Consider the following 22,549-nt stretch of genomic DNA (forward strand, 5'->3'; position numbering starts at 1 on the left):
TGGTCAGAAGCCCATCGCGTGGAAGCCACCGTCCACGTGGACGATCTCTCCGGTCGTGGCCGGGAACCAGTCGGACAACAGCGCCACACAGGCCTTGGCGGCCGGCGCGGCGTCCTTGAGGTCCCAGCCGAGCGGCGCGCGCTCACCCCACTTCTCGAACTGCTCGAACATCGGGATGGAGCGTGCTGCCGTCGTGGCGATCGGACCGGCGGAGACCAGGTTGGAGCGGATGCCCTGAGGCCCCAGGTCGCGCGCGAGATAACGGTTCGTCGCCTCGAAGGCCGCCTTGGCTACGCCCATCCAGTCATAGACCGGCCAGGCCAGCTGGGCGTCCATCGTGAGCCCGACGACGCTGCCGCCGCTGCGCATCAGCGGGAGCGCGGCGACCGTCAGCGACTTCAGGGAGTATGCCGACACCTGCAGGGCCGTGGCGACGTCCTCCCAGGGGGCGTTCATGAAGTCGAAGGCACCCTTGGGTGCGAAGCCGATGGAGTGGAGGACGCCGTCCAGGTGGTCCGTGTGCTCGCGCAGTCGCTCGGCCAGGGAGTCGAGGTCGTCCTGCTTGGAGACGTCGAGCTCGACGACCTCGGGCATGACCGGCAGGCGCTTGGCGATGGACTGGGTGATCCGGAAGGTGCGTCCAAACGAGGTCAGGACCACCTCGGCGCCCTGCTCCTGAGCCAGGCGGGCGACGTGGAACGCGATGGAGGAGTCCATCAGGACTCCGGTGACGAGGAGCTTCTTTCCTTCGAGCAGCATGGGGAGCAGACTAGCGCCGAACCTCAGTGGCCCATGCCAAGACCGCCGTCAACCGGGATCACGGCGCCGCTGATGTAGCCCGCATCCGGCCCGGCCAAGAAGCGGACCGTGCCCGCAACCTCGGCCGGCGTGGCGAACCGACCGGCGGGGATGCCGGCCAGATAGGTCTTCTGACGCTCCTCGGGCAACGCGGCCGTCATCTCCGTCTCGATGAACCCTGGCGCGACGACGTTGGCCGTGATGCCGCGTCCGCCGAGCTCGCGGGTGATGGAGCGGGCCAGGCCCACCAGCGCCGACTTGGAAGCGGCATAGTTGGCCTGCCCCGGTGAGCCATAGAGCCCGACCACCGACGAGATCAGGATGATCCGTCCACGACGCATCCGCATCATCCCCTTGGCAGCACGCCGGGCACAGCGGAAGGCGCCGGTGAGGTTGGTGTCCAGGACCGCCTCGAAGTCGTCGTCGCTCATCCGCATCAGCAGGGTGTCCTTGGTGATGCCGGCGTTGGCGACCAGGACCTCGATCGGGCGGCCGAGCAGCTCCTCGGCCTGGGTGAAGGCGGCGTCCACGCTGTCGGAGTCGGTCACATCACAGATGACGCCTCGCAGGCCTTCGGGCGGGGTGCCGCTGCGGTGGGTGATGATCACCTCGTCACCAGCCTCGACGAAAGCCCGGGCAATGGCCAGACCGATGCCGCGGTTGCCTCCCGTCACCAGGACGGTGCGGGCGTCGGGCGTGGAGTCGGTCGTCATCTCGGTCACAGCCACACGCTAACCCCTGGCTCCTCGTCGCACGACCCCACCGGCGTATCGTGGAGAGGTGAGACGCAGGCAGGTGGCCCAAGGGGTGACGACGGCCAGACGATCCGCCAAGGAGGATCGTGAGCACCGCATGCGCACCTACCTGATCGCCATGCTGATCCGGACCATCTCCTTCCCCCTCGCCGTCTGGGCGCTGCTCAGCGGGTGGCTGGTGGTCGGGCTGATCTTCGCCGCGGCGGCGATCTTCCTGCCGCAGATTGCCGTCACGATCGCCAATGCGGTCGACCGCCGCACCGTGCCCGACGCGGCTCCGGTCTCACCCATCCGCGCCCTGCCCGAAGGCGGCCCGCCCCGCCCCCATCCCACGGCCCACCCCGACGGACACCATCACCGACCGGACGGCGCACCATCCACGGACGGTCGCGATGATGGTCTGTAGCGCCAGGGCCTGCCGCCAGCAGGCGGCATACGGCGTCGTGTGGAACAACCCCAAGCTGCACACGCCCGACCGACGCAAGGTCTGGCTGGCCTGCGAGGACCACCGGGACAGCCTGAGCGGCTTCGTCTCCCTCCGCGGCTTCCTGATCGAGGTCGTCCCCGTCGACCAGCTCGACGAACGGGACGGATAGGTTTGCTGCGCACTCTCCTGACCCGCCGATGGCTGACCGCCCTCGCGCTGGCCCTGATCTTTGCGGTGGTCGCCGTGCTGCTGGGCAACTGGCAGTTCTCCCGGCACCAGGAGCGGGTGGCCGCCCGCGACCTGGTGGAGTCCCACTATGACGCCGCGCCCGTGCCGTTGGAGGACGTGCTGCGAGGCGACGCTCCGCTGGCTTCGGAGCGCGAGTGGACCCGGGTGCAGACGAGCGGTGAGTATGTCGGGGAGCAGCTCTTCGTGCGCAACCGCCCGCGTGAGGGGACCTTTGGTTATGAGGTCGTGGCCCCCCTGCAGACCGCCGTCGGCACGCTGACCGTCAACCGGGGGTGGGGCCCGAACGCTGAGAACGCCGCCACGCTGCCCGACGTGCCCACGACGCCAGAAGGTCCGGTGGAGGTCACCGGGTGGCTCCGGCCCGGTGAGGTGGACCTGGACCGTGCCGCTGTCGAGGGGCAGCTCGCGTCGATCAACCTGGCGGCGGCCGGTGAGCAGTGGCAGCGACCGGTGCTGGGTGCCTATCTGGTCCTGGAGTCGGAGCAGCACGTCGGGGAGCCGGGCAGAGACATCGCGCGACCGCTGCCCCTGGAGCCGCCGCGGACCGGTCTAGGAGCGCACTTCGCCTACTCCCTCCAGTGGTGGCTGACCTCACCCGTCGGGTTGATCCTGGTGCTGGTGATGGCCCGTCGGGAGTGGCAGGACACGGAGGCCGGGGCCGGGACGGCTCGTCCGGCGAAGGCCAAGAAGGTGCGCATCTGGGACGAGGAGGACGAGTAGCCGAGCCTCTCGGAGTGCGCGGGTGCGACGATGGGGCCATGGACCTGGGACTGGCGGGACGTGGCTATGTCGTGACCGGAGGCTCTCGCGGGCTGGGCCGGGCCACTGCAGAGTGTCTGGTGGCCGACGGGGCGTCAGTGTTGATCGTGGGACGCGACCCTGACTCGGCGGCCGCGACGGCAGCCGAGCTGACCGAGCAGGGCGAGGGCACGGCATACTCCCTCGCCGTTGACCTGGCCGACCCCACCTCTGGCGAGCAGATCCTGCACGCGGCCCAGGCGCAGCTGGAGTCTGTGGATGGCGCCGTGCTCAGCGTGGGTGGCCCGGCGACCGGACCCATCCGGGACAAGACCGACGAGGAGTGGCGGGCGGCCTTCGAGCAGGTGCACCTGGGTCCCCTGCGCGTGGCGCGCGCCCTGCTCGAGGCGGCGACCCGCCCGCAGGCCATCACCTTCGTCCTGTCGACCTCGGTGCGCACTCCGCTGCCCCCGTTCGCGCTCTCCAACGGTCTGCGTCCCGGCTTGGCGATGGCCGCCAAGATGATGGCTGATGAATACGGCGAGCTGGGGCACCGGGTCAATGGTGTGCTGCCGGGTCGGATCGACACCGACCGGGTCCGGCAGGCCGACGCAGCCAGCGACGACCCGGAGCTGACCCGAAGGCAGTATGCCGAGCAGGTCCCGTTGCGCAGGTATGGCCAGCCCGAGGAGTTTGGCGCCGTCGCAGCCTTCGTCACCTCTCCTGTCGCCTCTTATGTGACGGGGTCCATGGTGACGGTCGACGGCGGCGCGACACGCACGATCTGAGCCGAGGTCGTGCAGGAGCGCTAGGCTGAGCGGCGCGATGCCCAGGGGTCGACGCCAGGGGCGTGGTGCGAAGTTGTCGAACAGGAACCAAGGAGTCAGACCATGCCCGTCGCCGTTGCCTTCAACGCGAGGCCCAAGGGTCGTAGCGCCATCTTGGCGGCCATGGAGTGGGCCAGGGTCCACGAGACCTCCGTGCTGGTGCTCCACGTGCAGGACACCGGAGTGACCGGCACCGCGGGGCTTCCCGCCGACGATGCCAGTGTCGAGTCGGTGCGGGAGCAGGTCGCGGCGATCACGGCCGACCTCACGGATCCCTCGACGCCGCAGTGGCAGGTCATCTCCCTGACCTCGGCCGGAGATGTGGCCTCCGCACTCCTGGAGATGGTGAGAGCCCACGACGTCGACGTGCTGGTCGTCGGCTCTCAGAAGCGCTCGGAGCTGGGCAAATATCTTGCCGGCAGGACGGTGCAGCGGGTCCTCCTCGACTCGCCGGTGCCCGTGCTGGTGGTCAAGAGCAGTCCGAAGGCGTAGTCGCCCCGCTCACCCTTCGTCCTGCAGCTCAGGCCAGGCGCTCAAGTCCCGCCGGTGGTCCTGCATGCCAAACCGGCACCCTCCCCGTGCTCATCCACAGGCTGGTTGCGCTCTGCGACCCACTGTCGGACATCTGTTCTAATATAGTGGTAGTGGAGAGAACAGACGTTCGTGGGGAGGTGACAATGATGGGGACAGAACTCTTAGCCGACCGGCTCGGGGAGTTGCTGAGCGCTACCCCTGGGCTGGAGTTAGGCCGGGACGGGCTCTGGCGTGGGTCCTGGCCGTTGCCGCCCATCGTGCCGGAGCCGGCTGACGGGCAAACCTCATCACGGGCCGACAGGACGTCGCAGGAAGACGCTGAGGAGCAGCTGCGGGCGGCGTTAGCGCGACTGGGTGTGGAGCCTGGGGCGGCGGAGGCGTTGACGCGTGCCTCGCTGGCCTGCGCGACCGTCGCCGAGCGGCCGAGCACGTCTGAGGCCCCGCAGCTGGTGGAACACGGCAGTGACCTGCTCGGGGCGATCGAGTCCCTGACCGGCGTGGCCGGCCATCTGGAGTCGGTCGTCCTCTCCGCGACCAAGCAGTTGACCTGGGTGCACGGGAAGTTGCTGCTGGGCGACAAGGGCGCGACCAGCTCGGAGGAGCTCTCTGCCTCCCAGCAGGAGCTGTGGCGTGCGCGGGCGAAGTCGAAGACCTGCGCAGAGATCGAGGCAGGCATCGGGTGGGGTGAGGGCGAAGTCCGCGACCTGGTCGCTGTCGCTAACGCCGCACCCGAGGTCGCCGGCCCGGTCCACCACTCCCTGAGGTGTGGTGAGTCGTCCTGGCGGTTGGTCCGCAGTTACTACCGGGCCTGCACCGGCATGGCCCACGAGGACGGTGCCGCGATCGCCAACGGCTTCTTCGGCACCGACCCTTGTGCTGCGGTCACCGAACGCCTCGACTCCGCCGGGAGCTTTCTGGGTGGCCCGTGGCGGCACAAGGAGTTCAACCGGGCCCTGAAACGCGAGATCGCCCGGGTCAACGCCCAAGACCCCGAAAAGCAGAAAGAGGCCGACGCTGCCGCGAAAGCCAACGCCGACACCCACCTGATGCTCGATGAGAACGGCACCGGCACCTTCATGATCGGGACCACCCCGCTGGAAGGGACCGCGATCAACGAACGGATCGACGCCGCCGCCCGCCGGGCCCGCGCCCTGGGCGACCCACGCAGCCAGCGTCAGCTGCGGTGCGCGATCGCGACCGCGCTCCTGCTGAAAGGGACCGTCGACCTCTCGGCCATCCCCGACGACCCGGACCAGGTCACCATTGAACAGTCCGAGCAGCTGGCCCGGGTCCTGTCCGGGCTACCGCCGGCCACCCTGGACGTCATCGTCCCCCTCACCACCCTCCTCGGCACCGATGCTGAAGGCACCCCGATCCCAGCAGCGTTCACAGCCCGACCCGGCAGTACCCAAGGTCCGGGCGGGCCGGGTTGCACCTGCACCTGCACCTGCGGCGCCAGCGGCACCGCGACCGGCTCGTCCACCACGACGACATCGGGTGCCGCCGCGACGGCAGGCTCCGGCGACCCACCAGGTCCCGGCCTGAGGGGACAACCCTGCCCCGACCCCGCCGCTCAAGCCCCTAGCCACCCTGATGCTGATGCTGATGAGGATCCCTACGATCTCGTCGATGAGCAGATCCGCCTGCCCGATGTCGGTGTCGGTGAGGTCGTCGGGCGCGAGTCACTGTTCCTGTCCCCGACTCAGGTGCGTGACCTGGCCCTGGTGCCCGGCTCGACGCTGTACCGCCTGCTGACCGACCCGGCCACCGGCCGGTGCGTAGAGCGGTCGATCACCGCCTACCGCTTCGATGCGGCGATGCGGGCCCAGATCATCGCTGCTGACCGGTTCTGTCGCGCCCCCGGCTGCGTCAAGCCCGCCAAGATCTCCCAGCTGGATCACGTCCAGGAGTACGGCACCACCGGTGGTCACACCTGTGAGGCCAACGCCATGGCCCTGAGCACTACCCACCACGACAAGAAGACCAAGAAGGACGTCGACGCGATCATCAACGCCGACCGTGACGTCACCTGGACCACCTTGCTGGGGCGGATCTACACGACCAAGGCCTTCGATTACAACCAGTACACCAAGCTCCTGACCGCGGCGAAGACCCAGATCAACCAGGAGATCGCCGCAGGGGCGACGAAGGGCGACGCGATCGACACCGCGATCTACCAAGCCCTGTCCTACCGGCCCCCCGGATCACCCTTCGAAGCCCGCGAAGACAACCCCGGGTTCGAGGACGACTTCACCGGCTGGGACCAGATCACCCTGACCCACACCGGCCCCGACGGACAACGGGCCTACCGCCCCGCCCCCGACACCACCCGAGCCGAACACGAGCGCCATAGGGCTACCCGCACCCACCACGACGACGCGAGCGATGGCGATCAGCCGAACCGTGGCGAGCACGAGGCCGGTGAGCAGCAGGCCGGTGACCCGGACGACCGCGAGCACGGACCCTGGTCCGACCCCCACGACGACCCACCACCCTTCTAACCCAAGGAGCGACGCCGCCTCGGCGACTCCTCCCGCTCACTTCAAAGACTCTGGCTCAGCACTCCGATCGGTGCGGAACTGCGTGTCATACAGGGCGCGATACAGCCCACCCTCGGCCAGCAGTTCCTCGTGGGTGCCGCGCTGCACCACCCGCCCTCGCTCCAGCACCAGGATCTGATCGGCATCGCGCACGGTGGACAGGCGGTGAGCGATGACGATCGAGGTCCGACCCGTGAGCGCACGATCGAGTGCCCGTTGGACTGCGGCCTCGGACTCGCTGTCCAGGTGGGCTGTCGCTTCGTCCAGCAGCACGACAGCCGGGGACTTGAGCAGCAGTCTGGCAATGGCCAGACGCTGCTTCTCACCACCGGAGAGCCGGTGTCCACGGTCACCGACGACCGTGTCCAGACCATCGGGGAGGCGGTCCACCAGTGCCCAGACCTGCGCTGCCTGCAGCGCCTCCTGCAACTGCTCGTCCGTGGCGTCGGGCGCGGCATACAACAGGTTCGCCCGGATCGTGTCGTTGAACATGTGGGCTTCCTGCGTCACGACGCCGACCGTCTCCGACAGGCTGGCAAACGTGGCCTGCCGCAGGTCGGTGCCACCGATCCGCACGCTCCCACGGGTCGGGTCATAGAGCCGTGAGACCAGGGCCGTCAGCGTCGTCTTGCCCGCCCCGCTCGGACCGACCAGTGCCACAAGCTGGCCCGCGCCGATGTGCACGTCGATGTCGTGCAGGACGTCTCCCTCCCCTTCGCGACCCAGATCCGGTCGGCTCTCCAGGGAGGCCACCGAGACCTCCTCGTGCGACGGGTAGCCGAAGGACACGTCATCCAGCTCGACAGAGACCGGACCGTCAGGCAGCTCCACGGCGTCCTGCGACTCACGCACCAGGGGGCGCAGATCGAGCACCTCAAAGATCCGCTCAAAGGAGACCAGTGCCGTCATCACGTCGACCCGCACGTTGGACAGTGCCGTCAGGGGGCCGTACATCCGCCCGAGCAGGGCAGCCATGGCCACGAGAGTGCCCACTGACAGCTCGTCGGCGACAGCCATGAGGCCACCCAGGCCATAGACCAGGGCTGTGGCCAGCGCTGCCACCAGACCCAGCCCGGCCATGAAGATCACCCGGTTCACCGCGATCGCTACCCCGGCGTCACGCACGCCACGGGCGCGGGCGGCATACTCCTGGCTTTCCTGGACCGGCCGACCGAAGAGGCGCACCAGCAGGGCACCAGCGACGTTGAACCGCTCGGTCATCCTCGTCGCCAGCTCCGCGTTGAGAGTCATCTGGCGCCGGGTCAGCTCCGAGAGCCGCTGCCCCATCCGGTGCGCTGGGATCAGGAAGATCGGGAGGAGGAGCAGCGCCAGCAGGGTGATCAACCACGACATGGTGAAGAGGGCACCCAGGATCAGCACCAGGGAGACCACGTTGCTGACCAGCCCGGACAGGATGCTCGTGAAAGCTGTCTGAGCTCCGATCACGTCCGTGTTGAGCCGGTTCACCAGGGCGCCGGTCTGCGCGCGGGTGAAGAAGGCGATGGGTTGCCGCAGCACGTGTGCGAAGACCTCGCTGCGCAGGTTGAGGATCAGCCCCTCACCGATGCGGGAACCATAGAAGCGCGTGACGATCGTCAGCAGCGCCTCAAAGACCGCCAGGACAGCCACGACGACCCCGAGCCAGATGACGACGTTGCGGTCTTTCGGGATGACCCCGTCGTCGATGATCCGCCCGAGCAGGAGGGGCGTAGCCACCCCGAGCGCCGACGCCACGATGGTCAGGACCAGATAGAGAGAGATATCTGCCCGGAACGGCCTGCCGTAGCCGATCACCCGCGGGCCGGTGCCCTCGCGGAACTTGTGGTCGCGCACCGAGCGGTCCTTAGTGAAGCTGCGCACCGATCCCATGGGCCCACGGCCCATCCCCATGCTCATGCCGCTCCTCCTTCTCGCGCCCTCCGGCTGCTGTTCAGGCCGTCACGCAAGGGTGATGAGGTCCTGGTAGTCCTGGCTCCAGTGGTCCTCGACGCCGTCGGGGAGCAGCAGGACCCGCTCGGGCTCAAGAGCCGCGACCGCACCCTCATCGTGGCTGACGAGCACCACGGCTCCCTCGTAGGCCCGCAGAGCCCCCAGCACCTCTTCACGCGAGGCGGGGTCGAGGTTGTTGGTCGGTTCGTCGAGGAGCAGCACGTTGGCTGCCGACACGACGAGCATGGCCAGCGCCAGCCGGGTCTTCTCTCCACCGGACAGCACCCCAGCCGGCTTCTCCACATCGTCGCCGGAGAAGAGGAAGGAGCCGAGCACCTTCCGCGTCTCCGTCTCGTCCAGGTCCGGCGCCGCGGACTTCATGTTGGCCAGGACGGAGCGCGCCACGTCCAGCGTCTCGTGCTCCTGGGCGTAGTAGCCCAGCTTCAGCCCGTGGCCTGCCTGGACCTCCCCCGTGTCCGGCGGGTCAACACCTGCCAGCATCCGCAGCAGCGTGGTCTTGCCTGCACCGTTGAGCCCCAGCACGACGACCCGGGAGCCGCGGTCGATGTTCAGATCCACGTCCGTGAAAACCTCCAGCGACCCGTAGGAGCGAGAGAGCCCCTCAGCGGTCAACGGCGTCTTCCCGCAGGGTGCGGGGGTCGGGAAGCGCAGCTTGGCCACCTTGTCGACCACCCGCTCCCCATCGATGCCGGCCAGCAGCTTGTGTGCCCGCCGGGCCATGTTCTGGGCCGCCACGGCCTTGGTCGCCTTGGCGCGCATCTTGTCGGCCTGCGCCAGCAGGATGGCCGCCTTCTTCTCCGCGTTGGCCCGCTCCCGCTTGCGTCGACGCTCGTCGGTCTCCCGCTGCTGCAGATAGGTCTTCCACCCCATGTTGTATTGGTCGATCTCCCCGCGGTTGGCGTCGAGGTGGAAGACCCGGTTGACGACCTGGCCGATCAGGTCCACGTCGTGGCTGATGACCAGCAGGCCACCGGGATAGGTCTTCAGGTAGTCGCGCAACCACACGATCGAGTCGGCGTCCAGGTGGTTGGTGGGCTCGTCGAGCAGGAGCGTGCTGGCACCGCTGAACAGGATCCGGGCGAGCTCGATCCGGCGGCGCTGACCCCCGGAGAGCGTGACCAGCTCCTGCTCCAGCACCCGCTGTGGCAGACCCAGGCTCGAGGCGATCGCCGCCGCCTCGGACTCGGCGGCATAGCCACCACGGGCGTTGAACTCCGCGTCGAGACGGCTGTAACGGCCCATCGCCTTCTCGCGGACCGCATCGTCCTCGCTCGCCATCGCCGTCTCGGCGGCGCGCAGGTTGCGGATCACGCTGTCCAGCCCCCGTGCCGCGAGGATCCGGTCCCGGCCGAGGACGTGCAGGTCCCCGGTGCGCGGGTCCTGCGGGAGATAGCCGACATCGCCACGTCGGGTGACTGATCCGGCGGCCGCCTCGGCCTCACCGGCCAGGACCTTGGTGAGTGTGGTCTTCCCAGCCCCGTTGCGCCCGACCAGCCCCACCCGGTCTCCTGGAGCGACCTGGAAGGTGACCTCGTCCATCAACAGACGGGAGCCCGCGCGCAGTTCGAGCCCCGAGACAGTGATCACGTGCAGGACTCCTCGAAAAAACGTTCTGGTGTGGGTAGCGTGCTTAGACGCCGGGAGGTCGTTAGTCTACGCGTGAGATCTCGGCGCAACGTGCCGCGAGTGATCAGAGTGGAGAGAGCATGACCTTCAAGGAGAACGCCCGGCTCGACACCAGCCAGGTGCGTGGAGGTGGCGGCGGCGGTCGTCGTGGCGGTGGTGGCGGGCTGGCGGCCGGTGGCGGCATCGGCGGGATCATCCTGCTGGTTCTCTACATGCTCTTCAGCGGGGGTGGCGGCCTGGGCGGGGGCGGCAGCACAGCGTCCGGCTCACCCTGGAACTTCAGTGCCGGTGACGTGTCGGGCTCCGGCGAGGAGGGTGCCTCGGGGGACTTCTCACACTGCCAGACCGGTGCCGACGCCAACGAGAACCTGGACTGCCGGGTGGTCGGCACCGTCAACAGCGTGCAGGCGTTCTGGGAGAGCGCCTGGTCGCAGTATGAGCCGGCCCAGACGGTGATCTTCTCGGGCACGGTCCAGACCGGCTGCGGCGCCGCCAACAGCCAGGTGGGCCCGTTCTACTGCCCGCTCGACCAGGGCATCTATATCGACGTGAGCTTCTTTGACCAGCTCGACCAGATGGGCGCCGACGGTGGCTCCCTGTCCCAGATGTATGTCGTGGCGCACGAGTATGGCCACCACGTCCAGAACCTCAACGGGGTGCTGGGCCGCGCTCAGCAGGATCCTCAGGGACCCGAGAGCGGTGCGGTGCGCGTGGAGCTGCAGGCTGACTGCTATGCCGGCGTCTGGGTCGCCCACGCCGACGGCACCCGCCTCGGCCAGGAGGACGCAGCGATCCTGGAGCCGGTGACGCAGGACCAGATCCGGTCGGCCCTCAGCGCAGCCGAGGCCGTCGGCGACGACCGCATCCAGGAGCAGATGCAGGGACGGGTCACCCCCGAGAACTGGACCCACGGATCGTCCGAGCAGCGCCAGAAGTGGTTCCTGACCGGCTATGAGACCGGCGACCCCAACGCGTGCAACACCTTCTCCGCCGAGGACCTTGGCTGACGGTTCCGCGCACCCGGTGAGGTCTCCCCTCAGGGCGAGGCGGGTTCAACGATGCGGATGCGGGTGGCCCGCCCGCGTCGCAGCGTCTCCTGCAACACCTTGAGCCGGGGGTCGGGCAGGTCATAGAACTCCCGGCGTGCCAGCACCGTCAGCGGTGTCAGGACCGACTCCTGCAGCACCTGACGCACCAGCGCCTTGTCACCACCGACGACCAGGCCGTCGACCAGCGCACCCTTTGGCCCGAGCAATCGGCCGGCGGCCTGCTCCACCACCCGCCCGACCAGCGCGTCCGCCTGGTTGCCGCGGCGGCGGGCGAACCGCTGCTGTGACCACCCACCCGCGGCGGTCCGAGACTGCACATAGCGCGTGCCGCAGTGGTGGTCGGTGAGCTGCTCCCCCTCGGCCAGCCCGACGGCATACCCACCCCGTCGCACCAGCACCAGACCCAGACGCTCGGGCAGCTCGACTGAGCCAAACGGATCGTCAGCACCAGGCGCCCACGCGAGCACCTCGGCGACGGCTCCGTCAGGGGCGGACAGCACCAACGGCACGGCACCGGGGTCGTCCCGAAGGGACCGCTCCGGCACGCCGTGCCGTTGGGAGAAGCCGTCGATCCACCGCTCCAAGCGCGCGGGGTCGATCTCGACCACCCGCGCCGGGCCGGTGCTCAGGACGATCTCAGACGTTGAAGCCGAGGGCGCGCAACTGCTCGCGCCCCTCCGGGGTGATCTTGTCCGGGCCCCACGGCGGCATCCAGACCCAGTTGATGCGGTGGCTGGACACCAGGCCCTCGAGAACCGTGCTGATCTGCTCCTCGATCACATCGGTGAGCGGGCACGCGGCACTGGTCAGGGTCATGTCGATCACCGTGTGCGCCTGGGCGTCGACGGTCAGGCCATAGATCAGGCCCAGGTCGACGACGTTGATGCCGAGCTCGGGGTCGACGACGTCGCGCAGCGCCTCTTCGACATCTGCGACGTTGGGCGGGGTGACTGTCTGGCTCATCAGGTCCTCCTAGGTGTTGCTCTCAGGGTCTCACGTGCTGGGGTGATGGTGGTCGTCAGGCATGCTCCGACGCCGCTGCAGAGATGTCGTGACCGCTCTGGGCCAGGGCGTCGGTGAAGGCGGTCCAGCCGAGCAGGGCGCACTTGACCCTGGCCGGATAGCGGGACACGCCGGCAAAGGCCACGCCGTCGCCGATCTGCTCGAGGTCCCCGGCGTCTGCACCCTTGCTGGTCAGCATCCGGCGCATGGCCTGGAACGTCTCGAGGGCCTGCGGCACGGGGTGCCCGATCGTCTCCTCGGCCAGCACCGAGGTCGAGGCGATCGAGATCGAGCAGCCCATCGCGTCATACGAGACATCGCTCACGACGCCGTCAGCCACGTGCACCCGCAGGGTTACCTCGTCGCCGCAGGTCGGGTTGACGTGGTGCACCTCGGCCTCGAACGGCTCGCGCAGACCCGAGTGCTGTGGGCGCTTGGCGTGGTCGAGGATCAGCTCGCCATACAGTTCCATGGTCCTCCTCAGGCGCTCAGTCCGAAGACGCCCGGGACGGTGTCCAGGGCCTCGACGAACGCATCGATGTCGGCGCGGCTGGTGTAGACCGAGAAGCTGGCCCGGGTGCTCGCCGGGATGCCGAGTCGACGGTGCAGCGGCCAGGCACAGTGGTGCCCGGTCCGCACGGCGATCCCCTGGTCGTCCAGCACCTGCCCGACATCGTGCGGGTGGATGCCGTCGACGGTGAACGCCACGGCGCCGACCCGGTCAGCTGGGTTGGTCGGACCGATGACCCGCACCCAGGGGCGCTGGGCCAGCTGCTCGAGGCAGTATGCCGTGAGCTCGGTGTCGTGCTGACGCACCCGGTCCATGCCCAGCTCGCTGAGATAGTCGATCGCCGCGGCCAGTCCCACAGCCTGGGCGGCCATCGGCACGCCGGCCTCGAAGCGCTGCGGTGGCGGGGCATAGGTCGAGTGCTCCATGTGGACCAGCTCGATCATCGAGCCGCCCGTGATGAACGGCGGCATCGCTGCGAGCAGCTCCGGACGACCCCACAGGACGCCGATCCCCGACGGCCCGATCACCTTGTGGCCGGTGAAGGCCAGGAAGTCAGGACCGCAGTCCACTCCGTCCGGGCCGAAGGCCCGCACGTCGACCGGCAGGTGCGGCACCGACTGGCAGGCGTCGACCAGGGTCAGCGCGCCCACGGCCCGCGCCGCGGCCACCAGCGGGGCCACGTCGTTGAGGGTGCCGAGCACGTTGGAGACCTGGGTGAAGGCGAGCACCTTGGTGCGCTCCCCCACGACCGAGCTCGGGTCCTGCAGGTAGCCGTCGTCAGTGACACCGACCCAGCGCAGGGTGGCCCCGGTGCGCCGGGCCAGCTCCTGCCAGGGCACGAGGTTGGCGTGGTGCTCCATCTCGGTGACCACGATCTCGTCACCCGGTGCCAGCAGCAGCCGAGCCGCAGCGGTCGGGTCCGCGCCGTCGATGGCGCCGGGCGCACCGGCGTTGCTCATCGCATAAGCCACGAGGTTGATCGCCTCGGTGCCGTTCTTGGTGAAGACAACCTCGTCCGCGGCAGCGCCGATGAAACGGGCCACCGTGGCGCGCGCCTGCTCGAAGGCCTCGGTGGCCTCCTCGGCGAGCTGGTGCGCGCCACGGTGCACCGCGGCGTTGTGCGTCGAGTAGTACTCCCGCTCGGCGTCCAGGACGACCCACGGCTTCTGGGCGGTCGCGCCGCTGTCCAGATAGACGAGGGGCCGGTCCTGGCGCACCGTGCGGGAGAGCACGGGGAAGTCGGCCCGGATCCGGGCCAGCTCATCCTCCGTGAAGGCGGTCATCAGACCGCGGGAGCCGTCAGGTAGCGGTCGTAGCCCTCGGCCTCGAGGCGGTCAGCCAGCTCGGGGCCACCGGACTCGGCGACGCGACCGTTGATGAACACGTGCACGTGGTCCGGCTGGATGTAGCGCAGGATCCGGGTGTAGTGCGTGATCAGCATGACGCCCAGTCCGGTCGCCTCCTTGACCCGGTTGACGCCCTCGGCCACGATCTTCAGCGCGTCGACGTCCAGGCCGGAGTCGGTCTCGTCGAGGACGGCGATCTTCGGCTGGAGCAGCTCCATCTGCAGGATCTCGTGGCGCTTCTTCTCACCACCGGAGAAGCCCTCGTTGACGTTGCGCTCGGCGAAGGAGGTGTCCATCCGCAGGGCCTCCATGGCGCCCTTCATGTCCTTGACCCAGTGGCGCAGCTTGGGAGCCTCGCCGTCGATCGCGGTCTTGGCGGTGCGCAGGAAGTTGGACACGGTCACGCCCGGCACCTCGACGGGGTACTGCATGGCCAGGAACAGGCCCGCCTTGGCACGGTCGTCGACAGCCATCTCCAGGACGTCCTCGCCGTCCAGGGTCACCGTGCCGCCGGTGATGATGTATTTCGGGTGGCCGGCGATGGCGTAGGCCAGGGTCGACTTGCCGGAGCCGTTGGGGCCCATGATGGCGTGCGTCTCACCGGAGTTGATGGTCAGGTCGACCCCGCGCAGGATCTCCTTGTGCTCGGTGTCGGTCTCGACGCTGACCTGCAGGTCGCGGATCTCAAGAGTGGTCATAGTTTCTCCTCGTAACGTCTAGGCAGTGAGGGCGACGAAGACGTCCTCGCCCTCGATCTTCACGGTGTGTATGGCGATGGGCTGGGTTGCGGGAAGGCCGGTCGGCTCCCCGCTGGTCATGTCGAAGCGGGAGCCGTGCAGCCAGCACTCGATGGTGCCGCCGTCCAGGTCGCCCTCGGAGAGGGAGACGTTGGCGTGGGTGCACGTGTCGTCAAACGCGTGCACCTCGCCGCTGGAGTCACGGGCGATCGCGACGAGCCGACCGTCGAAGCTGGCCTGGACCGCGCCCACCTCGGGCAGATCGGCCAACGTGCAGACCTTGACGAAGGACAGCGTCCCCGCGTCGTCAGTCCGGACAGGCTCGGTCATGCTCTCGCTCACGCAGTCGCTCCCCTGTCGGCAGCGAGCTCCTCCTCGATCGCAGCCATCAGCGTGTCCACGACCTCGGGCACACCGATCTTGGCGATGATGTCGGCGAAGAAGCCGCGGACCACCAGACGACGGGCGTTCTTCTCGTCGATGCCGCGAGACATCAGATAGAACAGCTGCTCGTCGTCGAACCGGCCCGTGGAGCTGGCGTGGCCGGCCCCGGCGATCTCACCGGTCTCGATCTCCAGGTTGGGGATGGAGTCGGCGCGCGCGCCGTCGGTCAGCACCAGGTTGCGGTTGAGCTCGTAGGTGTCGATGCCCTCGGCCTCCTTGCGGATCAGCACGTCGCCGACCCAGACCGTGTGCGCACCGTCGCCCTGCAGGGCACCCTTGTAGGTGACCAGCGAGTTGGTGTGCGGAGCGTTGTGGTCCACGAACGAGCGGTGCTCCAGGTGCTGGCCGGCGTCGGCGAAGTAGACACCCAGCAGGGTGGCCTCACCGCCGGGGCCGTCGTAGCGCACGTTGGAGTTGACCCGCACGATCGAGCCACCGAGGCTGACCGCGATGTGCTTGTACTTGCCGTCCCGGCCGACCGACGCGTCGTGCTGGCCGAGGTGGATCGCCTCGTCGTCCCAGCGCTGCAGGGTGACGACCGTTAGGTCGGCGCCCTCTCCGACGATGACCTCCAGGTTGCCCCGGTGGTCAGCGGCGCCGGTGTGGTCCAGGATCAGCAGGCCCTTGCTGTGGTGCTTGGCCTCGACCACGTAGTGCGCGCTGCTCAGGCGACCCGGGCCGTTGCCGTGGACGTTGACGCGCAGCGGCTCGGCATACTCCTTCTCGGCCTCGAGGACCAGGTGCAACGCCTCGGCGCAGTGGGCCGAGGCGACAACCGCGCCGCGGTCGCCGGGCACCAGCACGGTGCCGCGGGGAGCCTGGCCGGGGGCCAGCGAGTCACCCATCAGGTCAAGCACGCCGGAGACGTCGTAGTCGGCCGGGTGGTCATCGCCCCGGACGTCGTCGGCCTCGTCGGCGAAGACGCCACCGAGGCGGTCGACGGGGGTGAAGCGCCACTCCTCCTCGCGGCCGTTGGGCACCGGGAAGTCACTGACCTCAAAGGAGGTCGGGCGCGCGGCCCGAGACTCCTCCGGGGGCTTCCCGACGGTGCTCTGGGGGTCGACGTGGGTCGTGGGCTTGTCGGTGAGCAGGGTCATCAGCCGACGGCTCCTTCCATCTGAAGCTCGATAAGGCGGTTGAGTTCGAGGGCGTACTCCATGGGCAGCTCGCGGGCGATCGGCTCGACGAAGCCGCGGACGATCATCGCCATGGCCTCCGTCTCGCTCAGGCCGCGGGACATCAGATAGAACAACTGGTTCTCCGAGACCTTCGAGACCGTGGCCTCGTGGGCCATCTGCACGTCGTCCTCGCGGATGTCGTTGTAGGGGTAGGTGTCCGAGCGGGAGATCTGGTCGACCAGGAGCGCGTCGCAGACGACGCTCGAGCGGCTGTTCTTGGCGCCCTCGAGCACCTGGACCAGGCCGCGGTATGACGTGCGCCCACCACCGCGGGCCACCGACTTCGAGACGATGGTCGAGGAGGTGTTGGGGGCGGCGTGCACCATCTTGGAGCCGGCGTCCTGGTGCTGGCCCTCACCGGCGAAGGCGACGGACAGGGTCTCACCCTTGGAGTGCTCGCCCAGCAGGAAGACGGCCGGGTACTTCATGGTGACCTTGGAGCCGATGTTGCCGTCGACCCACTCCATGGTGGCGCCCTCGGCGCAGGTGGCGCGCTTGGTGACCAGGTTGTAGACGTTGTTCGACCAGTTCTGGATCGTCGTGTAACGCACGCGGGCGTTCTTCTTCACGATGATCTCCACGACGGCGCTGTGCAGGCTGTCGGACTGGTAGATCGGGGCCGTGCAGCCCTCGACGTAGTGCACCGAGGAGCCCTCGTCGGCGATGATCAGGGTCCGCTCGAACTGGCCCATGTTCTCGGTGTTGATGCGGAAGTAGGCCTGCAGCGGGATCTCGACGTGCACGCCCGGGGGGACGTAGACGAAGGAGCCACCGGACCACACGGAGGTGTTCAGCGCGGAGAACTTGTTGTCGCCGGAGGGGATCACCGAGCCGAAGTACTCGCGGAACAGGTCTTCGTGCTCACGCAGAGCAGTGTCCGTGTCGAGGAACAGGACGCCCTGCTCCTCCAGGTCCTCGCGGATCTGGTGGTAGACGACCTCGGACTCGTACTGCGCGGCGACGCCGGCGACGAGCCGCTGCTTCTCGGCCTCCGGGATGCCCAGCCGGTCGTAGGTGTTCTTGATGTCCTCGGGCAGGTCCTCCCAGCTGGTCGCCTGCTTCTCCGTGGAGCGGACGAAGTACTTGATGTTCTGGAAGTCGATGCCGGACAGGTCGCTGCCCCAGGTGGGCATCGGCTTCTTGTCGAACAGGTTCAGGGCCTTGAGGCGCTGCTCGGTCATCCAGGCAGGCTCGTCCTTGAGCGCAGAGATGTTGCGCACGACGCCCTCGTTCAGACCGCGCTGAGCGGTCGACCCCGCGGTGTCGCTGTCCGACCAGCCGTACTCATACGTGCCCAGCCCCTTCAGGCCTGGGTTCAGTTCTTCGATGTTTGTGCTCATCGCGTGGACCTTCCTTCGGTGGGCTCAACGACAACCGGACCCTCTGACAGGGCCCCGGTGGGGATGTAGGTGGTGCAGACGTGCTCGCCGCCGGCCAGGGTAGCCAGTCGTTGCACGTGGACTCCGAGCAGGCGTGAGATGGCGTCGGTCTCGGCGTCGCAGAACTGACGGAACTCGGTGGCGACGTTGCGCACCGGGCAATGACCCTGGCACAGCTGGATGCCCGCCAGCCCGGTGCCCTGTGCCACCGGGCGCGTCGAGGCGGCAAAACCCTCGGCAGACAGCGCCTTGGACAGGGCGTCAATCCGGGCCAGGAGGTCATCGCCTGCCTCGTCGACGGCGTCCTTCAGTCGCAGCTCCAGCTCGCGGACCCGCTCCTGCGCGAACTCCTCGACGGCGGCCTCTCCCGAGCGCTCCGCAAGGAAGCTCAGGGCCGCAGTGGCGACCTCGTCGTAGTGGTTAGCCATCTGCTCCTGGCCCAGCTCAGTCAGCACGAAGCTGCGAGCTGGCCGGCCTCGGCCGCGTGGGCCCGGTGCCGCCTCGTGCTCGATGATGAACTGAGCCTCCTCCAGCGCGTCAAGGTGACGGCGGACAGCGGCGGGGGTCAACCCCAGGTCAGTGGCCAGGTCACGGGCCGAGATCGGACCCCGTTCCCCGATGGCTCGGCGGACGCGGTCCCGCGTGCGGGACTCAGCAGCGCCTTCAGCCATAAACACCATGCCAGTGTGCCCTATATCCACATCAGGTCCAACGAAGCCCCGCCTAACCTCATTCCGCCCCACCCGCTTTCGGCGGTCGTTCGGACCGCGCCCCACCGATTCCGGGCTGGCTTTGACCGGGCGCCTTCATCACCAGTTGCGTCGCATAGGCTCTGCCATCGTGATCCACGTCCAGAACCTGACCCGTGCCTTCGGCCGGGTCACTGCGCTCGACGGAGTCAGCTGGATCGCTCGACCCGGCGAGATCACGTGCCTGCTCGGACCGAACGGCGCGGGCAAGACCACGACCGTCGAGATCGCGGAGGGCCTTCAGCGGGCCGATGGCGGGTCCGTCCAGGTGCTGGGCACCGACCCCTGGCGAGCCGACGCGGCACATCGCGCCCGGGTGGGCGTCATGCTGCAGGACGGCGGACTCCCCCAGTCGGTCAAGCCGGTCTCGCTGCTGCGTCACCTCGCCTCCTTCTATGCCGCTCCGGCCGACGTCGCGGAGCTGACTGGCGAGCTCGGCATCGATGAGTTCGCCGGCACCACGGTGCGGCGTCTGTCGGGAGGCCAGCGTCAGCGGGTGGCGCTGGCCGCCGCCCTGGTGGGCCGTCCCGAGGTGCTCTTCCTCGATGAGCCGACCGCGGGGCTGGACCCGCACGTGCGTCGCACCGTGTGGGACCTGGTCACCTGCACCGCCACGGCCGGCGCGACCGTCGTGGTCACCACCCACTCGTTCGAGGAGGCCGAGCGTCTCGCCGACCACCTGGTCATCATGGCCGCTGGGCGCACCGTCGCCGAGGGGTCGACCTCCGAGGTGGCCGGCAGCGGGACTCTCGAGTCGGCATACTTCGAGCACACGGACGGTGAGCGGGCATGAACGACGTGGACGCCACCGGCCGGACGGGCCAGCGGGGCCCGGCCCCTGCGGCACGGCGCGTCATCGCCCAGGCAGGGTTCGAAGCTCGCGGGCTGCTCAGCCACGGCGAGCAGCTGTTGGTCAGCGTGGGGCTCCCGCTGATGGCGCTGATCGCCCTGGCCATCACGGATGCACCGTCGCTGGGCATGGGTGCGCGGATCGACCTCGCGACGGCCGGCGTGCTAGCCCTCGCCATCATCTCGACGGCCTTCACCGGACAAGCCATCCTGCTCGGCTTTGAGCGGCGGTGGGGCGTGCTTCGGATGCTGGGGACCACTCCACTCGGTCGCGATGGGCTGCTGCTGGCCAAGGCCTTGTCAGTCTTTGCCGTGCTCGTGGTCCAGTTCCTCGTGCTCGGTCTGGTCGCAGCCTTCCTGGGCTGGCGGCCCGACCCTGCCGGGATCCCCGGCGCGATCGTCGTCACGGTGCTTGGTGTCCTCGCGTTCGTCTCGCTCGCGGCCCTCGTCGGGGGCACCCTGCGTGCCGAGGCAGTCCTCGCCCTGGCGAACCTGCTGTGGATCGTGCTCGCCGCCGCAGGGGGTGTCCTCATCCCCGCGGACCGCTTCCCGGAGCCGTGGAGCACGATCGTGAGCTTCCTTCCGTCATCCGCACTCGGCGACGGGCTCCGCGCCGCCCTCGTCAACGGCGCCTTCCCGACCGGCGACATCCTCGTGCTGGGAGTGTGGGCCGCCGTCACCGGGCTCCTGGCCTCCCGCCTCCTTCGCTGGTCCGACTAGTTCCACGAGTGGTCGGGCACGGACCGACCCGGGGCGCTGAGGGATCACGCCGGTGACGACCTACCATGAGCAGGTGCCCGTGAACTCCCCCTGGCTGCCCCGGATCCTCGCCACCAACCTCGTCCTGCAGGTGCTCATCGTCATCACGGGCGGGCTCGTCCGGTTGACCGGCAGCGGCCTGGGCTGCCCGACCTGGCCCCGCTGCGAGGGCGACTCGTTCACGCCGGTCATCCACGACGCCATGACGTTCCACCCGTTCGTGGAATATGGCAACCGGATGCTCAGCATCCTGGTCGGGGTGGGCGCCGTCGCGGCGGTGTGGGCGGTCTATCGCTGGGGTCGGGGCCGCTCCCCCATGCTGGGACTGGCCCTGAGCATCCTCGGCCTCACCGTCGGCCAGGGCGTCCTCGGGGGCATCACCGTGCTCACCGGGTTGCACCCCCTCACCGTGATGGGACACTTCCTGGTGTCCATGACCCTTGTCGCGCTGAGCACCTGGCTGGTGTTGCGCGACCGTGAGCCCGACGGTCCCTCCCGGCCGGTGGTCCCGGTGATCGTGCGACGACTGGCGGCCGTGACCGCGCTCGCCCTCGTCGCGGTCCTGGTCCTGGGCACCGTCGTCACCGGGTCGGGCCCGCACTCCGGCGACGCAGAGCGGCCGGCCAGATTTGCCCTCGACGCACGCACGATCTCCTGGCTGCACGCCGACGCGGTCATGCTCTTTGTCGGGCTCGTTGTGGCCATGGTCGTCGCGACCCGCCTGATCCGCGGCGGGCTCCGCGCCCGTGACTGGTGGAGCTGGGTGCTGCTGATCGCCCTGGCCCAGGGCGTGGTCGGCTACACGCAGTATCTGACCGGACTTCCCGAGGTGCTCGTCCTCGTGCACATGCTCGGCGCGGCTGCCCTGACGAGCACGGTGACCGCAGGCGTGCTGACCCTGTCCGCCCGCGAGGCGGTCTCTGTGGACGACGGCAGCCTCGCCGATCAGCCAGAGGTCGCGGCGCGCCAGAGCTGACTGCCGTTGTATGACGACTCGCGCCTGCCGGGGGTGTTGCGTGCAGGTGGGCCGCGGGTTCTGCATAGGAACGGGTCAGAAGGGCAGCGCGAAGAAGAGCAGCGGGTCGACCGCGACGGCAAGGAAGACCAGCGTCAGATAGCTGATCGAGAAGTGGAACAGCCGCATGGCGCCCAGCTTCTTGCCGATCGCCCCGGCCTTGGCACGGGTGAGCAGCCGGTGCGCCTCGAGCAGGAACACCGCGCCGAAGAGGAGTGCCGCCACGGCATAGACCCAGCCCATCGGAGCCACCGGGACCAGCGCCAGCGACGTCAGCACGGTCAGCCATGAGTAGACGACCACCTGACGGGCCACCGCGATGTCCTCGGCCACCACCGGGAGCATGGGCACCCCGGCCGCCGCGTAGTCCTCCTTGAACCGCATGGACAGCGGCCAGTAGTGCGGCGGCGTCCAGAAGAAGACGACCAGGAACAGGATCAGCGCCGGCCAGGCCAGGGAGTTGGTGACCGCCGACCAGCCGATGAGCACCGGCATACAACCCGCGATCCCGCCCCAGACGATGTTCTGGCTGGTGCGGCGCTTGAGCAGCATCGTGTAGAACCCGACATAGAGCACGATCGCGCCCAGCCCCAACCAGGCGGACAGCCAGTTGACCAGCAGCCCCAGCCAGGCGACCGAGATCACGCCGAGCACCACGCCGAAGACGAGGGCAGCGCGCGGACTGATCGCGCCAGTCACCAGCGGACGGTTCTCGGTGCGGTGCATCTGGGCGTCGATGTCGCGGTCCAGATAGCAGTTGAGGGTGTTGGCCGACGCGGCCGAGAGGGTCCCTCCCACGAGCGTGGCCACCATCAGCCACAGCCCGGGCACACCACGCTCGGCCAGGAACATCACCGGGAACGTCGTGACCAGCAGCAACTCGATGATGCGCGGCTTGGTCAGCGCGATGTAGTCCCGGGCGACCTGTCGCCACCCGCGGTCGGCGACAGGAGAAGTCGTCTCCGTGGAGTGGTCGAGAGTGGTCACGTCATCCTTCGTCGCCGCTGGAAACTGTATGACGGGCGCGCCGGTGGGCAGGCCCGTGTCCCGAACTCATGGTAGCCCTCGCCCCCGCTGAAGTGGACAC

Annotated in this window: 24 protein-coding genes; 10 read left to right on the forward strand and 14 right to left on the reverse strand. The window is 68.8% G+C overall.

Translation table 11 applies throughout. From position 1 onward, the window contains the following. Nucleotides 1–3: 3 nt before the first annotated feature. Nucleotides 4–759, reverse strand: a complete 756-nt coding sequence (gene fabI, locus NF557_RS09485; protein WP_252618971.1) for an enoyl-ACP reductase FabI — start codon at nucleotides 757–759, stop codon at nucleotides 4–6. A 23-nt stretch (nucleotides 760–782) separates the two neighbouring features. Continuing rightward, nucleotides 783–1,511 (reverse strand): beta-ketoacyl-ACP reductase, encoded by a 729-nt coding sequence (fabG, locus tag NF557_RS09490; protein WP_252624055.1) that lies wholly within the window; start codon nucleotides 1,509–1,511, stop codon nucleotides 783–785. Between the two features lie 67 nt (nucleotides 1,512–1,578). Between fabG and NF557_RS09495 the strand changes: the two genes are divergently transcribed. The 6 genes from NF557_RS09495 to NF557_RS09520 all read left to right on the forward strand — a co-directional run bounded on the left by NF557_RS09495 (nucleotide 1,579) and on the right by NF557_RS09520 (nucleotide 6,829). Beyond that, the gene (locus NF557_RS09495; RefSeq protein WP_252618972.1) at nucleotides 1,579–1,959 is read left to right on the forward strand and encodes a DUF3099 domain-containing protein; all 381 of its coding nucleotides are present in this window, start codon (nucleotides 1,579–1,581) and stop codon (nucleotides 1,957–1,959) included. Beyond that, nucleotides 1,946–2,149 (forward strand): hypothetical protein, encoded by a 204-nt coding sequence (locus NF557_RS09500; protein WP_252618974.1) that lies wholly within the window; start codon nucleotides 1,946–1,948, stop codon nucleotides 2,147–2,149. The genes NF557_RS09495 and NF557_RS09500 overlap by 14 nt, the downstream gene beginning before the upstream one ends. A 2-nt stretch (nucleotides 2,150–2,151) precedes the next feature. After that, a complete protein-coding gene (locus NF557_RS09505) occupies nucleotides 2,152–2,949 on the forward strand; it encodes an SURF1 family cytochrome oxidase biogenesis protein (RefSeq protein ID WP_252618975.1) in 798 nt (265 codons plus the stop codon). 38 nt (nucleotides 2,950–2,987) lie between these two features. Further along, the gene (locus NF557_RS09510; protein ID WP_252618977.1) at nucleotides 2,988–3,755 is read left to right on the forward strand and encodes an SDR family oxidoreductase; all 768 of its coding nucleotides are present in this window, start codon (nucleotides 2,988–2,990) and stop codon (nucleotides 3,753–3,755) included. 102 nt (nucleotides 3,756–3,857) lie between these two features. After that, entirely contained in the window at nucleotides 3,858–4,286 is a 429-nt protein-coding gene (locus NF557_RS09515) for a universal stress protein (RefSeq protein ID WP_252618978.1), read from the forward strand. A 185-nt stretch (nucleotides 4,287–4,471) separates the two neighbouring features. Then, on the forward strand, nucleotides 4,472–6,829 hold the full coding sequence (locus NF557_RS09520) for an HNH endonuclease signature motif containing protein (RefSeq protein WP_252618980.1): 2,358 nt from the start codon (nucleotides 4,472–4,474) through the stop codon (nucleotides 6,827–6,829). A 36-nt stretch (nucleotides 6,830–6,865) separates the two neighbouring features. Here NF557_RS09520 and NF557_RS09525 read toward each other — a convergent pair whose 3' ends face one another. Both NF557_RS09525 and NF557_RS09530 read right to left on the reverse strand, forming a co-directional pair. Further along, nucleotides 6,866–8,764 carry an ABC transporter ATP-binding protein gene (locus tag NF557_RS09525; RefSeq protein ID WP_252618981.1) on the reverse strand — a complete coding sequence of 633 codons (1,899 nt, stop codon included), beginning with the start codon at nucleotides 8,762–8,764 and terminating at the stop codon, nucleotides 6,866–6,868. Between the two features lie 42 nt (nucleotides 8,765–8,806). After that, nucleotides 8,807–10,405, reverse strand: a complete 1,599-nt coding sequence (locus tag NF557_RS09530) for an ABC-F family ATP-binding cassette domain-containing protein (protein WP_252618983.1) — start codon at nucleotides 10,403–10,405, stop codon at nucleotides 8,807–8,809. A 119-nt stretch (nucleotides 10,406–10,524) separates the two neighbouring features. Between NF557_RS09530 and ypfJ the strand changes: the two genes are divergently transcribed. Then, nucleotides 10,525–11,451: a KPN_02809 family neutral zinc metallopeptidase gene (gene ypfJ, locus NF557_RS09535; protein WP_252618985.1), complete on the forward strand. Its 927-nt coding sequence runs from the start codon at nucleotides 10,525–10,527 to the stop codon at nucleotides 11,449–11,451. A gap of 29 nt (nucleotides 11,452–11,480) precedes the next feature. On the opposite strand, the gene NF557_RS09540 is transcribed toward ypfJ, so the two are convergent. From NF557_RS09540 to NF557_RS09580, 9 genes are read right to left on the reverse strand one after another with little or no spacing between them, the layout of a single operon-like run. Further along, complete coding sequence (locus NF557_RS09540) at nucleotides 11,481–12,101, reverse strand: acVLRF1 family peptidyl-tRNA hydrolase (RefSeq protein WP_252618986.1); 621 nt, start codon at nucleotides 12,099–12,101, stop codon at nucleotides 11,481–11,483. Nucleotides 12,102–12,129: 28 nt separating this feature from the next. Beyond that, a complete protein-coding gene (locus tag NF557_RS09545; protein ID WP_252618988.1) occupies nucleotides 12,130–12,456 on the reverse strand; it encodes a metal-sulfur cluster assembly factor in 327 nt (108 codons plus the stop codon). A gap of 55 nt (nucleotides 12,457–12,511) precedes the next feature. Further along, nucleotides 12,512–12,967, reverse strand: a complete 456-nt coding sequence (gene sufU / locus NF557_RS09550) for a Fe-S cluster assembly sulfur transfer protein SufU (RefSeq protein WP_252618989.1) — start codon at nucleotides 12,965–12,967, stop codon at nucleotides 12,512–12,514. 8 nt (nucleotides 12,968–12,975) lie between these two features. Beyond that, nucleotides 12,976–14,289, reverse strand: a complete 1,314-nt coding sequence (locus NF557_RS09555; RefSeq protein WP_252618990.1) for an aminotransferase class V-fold PLP-dependent enzyme — start codon at nucleotides 14,287–14,289, stop codon at nucleotides 12,976–12,978. Then, nucleotides 14,289–15,050 carry a Fe-S cluster assembly ATPase SufC gene (sufC, locus tag NF557_RS09560; protein WP_252618991.1) on the reverse strand — a complete coding sequence of 254 codons (762 nt, stop codon included), beginning with the start codon at nucleotides 15,048–15,050 and terminating at the stop codon, nucleotides 14,289–14,291. Before sufC ends, NF557_RS09555 begins: the two co-directional genes overlap by 1 nt. 18 nt (nucleotides 15,051–15,068) lie before the next feature. Further along, on the reverse strand, nucleotides 15,069–15,431 hold the full coding sequence (locus NF557_RS09565) for a non-heme iron oxygenase ferredoxin subunit (RefSeq protein ID WP_252618992.1): 363 nt from the start codon (nucleotides 15,429–15,431) through the stop codon (nucleotides 15,069–15,071). After that, nucleotides 15,428–16,630 carry a Fe-S cluster assembly protein SufD gene (gene sufD / locus NF557_RS09570; RefSeq protein WP_252618993.1) on the reverse strand — a complete coding sequence of 401 codons (1,203 nt, stop codon included), beginning with the start codon at nucleotides 16,628–16,630 and terminating at the stop codon, nucleotides 15,428–15,430. Before sufD ends, NF557_RS09565 begins: the two co-directional genes overlap by 4 nt. Beyond that, complete coding sequence (gene sufB / locus NF557_RS09575; RefSeq protein WP_252618994.1) at nucleotides 16,630–18,051, reverse strand: Fe-S cluster assembly protein SufB; 1,422 nt, start codon at nucleotides 18,049–18,051, stop codon at nucleotides 16,630–16,632. The genes sufD and sufB overlap by 1 nt, the downstream gene beginning before the upstream one ends. Next, entirely contained in the window at nucleotides 18,048–18,761 is a 714-nt protein-coding gene (locus tag NF557_RS09580; RefSeq protein WP_252618995.1) for a helix-turn-helix transcriptional regulator, read from the reverse strand. Before NF557_RS09580 ends, sufB begins: the two co-directional genes overlap by 4 nt. A 172-nt stretch (nucleotides 18,762–18,933) precedes the next feature. Between NF557_RS09580 and NF557_RS09585 the strand changes: the two genes are divergently transcribed. From NF557_RS09585 to NF557_RS09595, 3 genes are all read left to right on the forward strand, one after another. After that, nucleotides 18,934–19,632: an ABC transporter ATP-binding protein gene (locus NF557_RS09585; RefSeq protein WP_370584450.1), complete on the forward strand. Its 699-nt coding sequence runs from the start codon at nucleotides 18,934–18,936 to the stop codon at nucleotides 19,630–19,632. Beyond that, nucleotides 19,629–20,408 (forward strand): ABC transporter permease, encoded by a 780-nt coding sequence (locus tag NF557_RS09590; protein ID WP_252618998.1) that lies wholly within the window; start codon nucleotides 19,629–19,631, stop codon nucleotides 20,406–20,408. Before NF557_RS09585 ends, NF557_RS09590 begins: the two co-directional genes overlap by 4 nt. Nucleotides 20,409–20,481: 73 nt before the next feature. Next, nucleotides 20,482–21,423 (forward strand): COX15/CtaA family protein, encoded by a 942-nt coding sequence (locus NF557_RS09595; RefSeq protein WP_252619000.1) that lies wholly within the window; start codon nucleotides 20,482–20,484, stop codon nucleotides 21,421–21,423. 75 nt (nucleotides 21,424–21,498) lie between these two features. Here the strand turns inward: NF557_RS09595 and NF557_RS09600 are convergent, their stop codons facing one another. Beyond that, nucleotides 21,499–22,449 (reverse strand): heme o synthase, encoded by a 951-nt coding sequence (locus NF557_RS09600; protein WP_256855774.1) that lies wholly within the window; start codon nucleotides 22,447–22,449, stop codon nucleotides 21,499–21,501. Between the last annotated feature and the right edge of the window lie 100 nt (nucleotides 22,450–22,549).

It is taken from the genome of Ornithinimicrobium cryptoxanthini (assembly GCF_023923205.1).
Taxonomy (GTDB): domain Bacteria; phylum Actinomycetota; class Actinomycetes; order Actinomycetales; family Dermatophilaceae; genus Ornithinicoccus; species Ornithinicoccus cryptoxanthini.